1 protein-coding gene is annotated in these 1,036 nt (G+C 57.0%); it reads right to left on the bottom strand.

The genetic code is table 11. The features are described 5' to 3' along the window. Positions 1–452 precede the first annotated feature (452 nt). Positions 453–740, bottom strand: coding sequence for a hypothetical protein (locus tag ACFUEJ_RS24295; protein ID WP_137910478.1), 288 nt, complete (start codon positions 738–740; stop codon positions 453–455). Positions 741–1,036 lie beyond the last annotated feature (296 nt).

Genomic DNA, 1,036 nt, shown 5'->3' with positions numbered 1-1,036 from the left:
GGGCCTCCGCTTCCAATGCGTGTATTCGGAACCCGACACTGACGAAACGTGCCTCGATAATCGGGGGGAAGCCGGGATCGTTGTTCCACGCAACTACGTCTTCATTCGGTGCGATCCCGACATCGCATGGACGTTGAACCACCACACTGATCCAACTGTCGGTCAGCCCGATAGGAATGGTTGCGGGGGCGGCAGATTCGAAGATCCGTTTCCATGCCGCGCGAATCGCCGCACCGATGTCGATGTCATCGCCGGGCGTAGCTTACGTGCAGCCGTCCCACTGTGCCGCGATGGCCTCGATGATCCCGGATGCAGGGGCGGGAGGGGGCGGGGCGGCGTAGAGCGCTTCCGCCTCCGTTTCTCGCTTCTCAACGAAGGCGGCCAAATCGTCGCAATCAGTGTTGTCCCTGACTGCGCCGATACCGCCGCACTCTGCACAGCCAGCGCCGAGATTACATTGGAGGATCGCGCTGTACGGGTAGTCGCCCACCGGGTGACCCGTCCTCGGATTCGTGGCAGCCCGAACAGGTGCGCCAGAAGCCTTTACCGCTCGACAGCACTTCATGCACGTTCAACAGCTCTGCGGCCGGCGCTGCTTCGTGCTGCTCGACAGGGGATGTGGTGAGGATCAGGTCGTCGGCGAATCGCGCGAATGAATCCGCGTCCTGAAACAGCAGCCCGGAGAAGTAGGCTCCTGCATATTTGCGCGCGATCGCTTCGATTGATTCGCGCGACAGCACATCAGCGCGGCTCTTATCGGTGGTTGGTCATGGTGATCTTCAGAAAATGGGTAGCCGCACGCATTTTTTCACGGTGCGACGTAGCAGAAAGCTCGCTAATGGGGCCTCGATGCGTGGAGGTAAATGGATAAAAGACCTACCTTTCTTAGCAATTATCTTACGGTATTACTCAAATCAGAAAGGCACATCCTTGTGCTATTCTGCCGCTGCAACAAACTGTAACGATCACGAATCCAACATGGATTTATATAACACCATTACCTAGGGGTTGCTATGAGGTTTGTTAAGTCGTTGAT

Origin of the sequence: Gordonia sp. NPDC057258 (assembly GCF_042668985.1) — a bacterium.
In the GTDB taxonomy this organism is placed as follows: Bacteria; Actinomycetota; Actinomycetes; order Mycobacteriales; family Mycobacteriaceae; genus Gordonia; species Gordonia hongkongensis.
The sequence above is the reverse complement of the archived record's forward strand: the minus strand, read 5'-3'. Positions and strand labels throughout refer to the sequence as shown.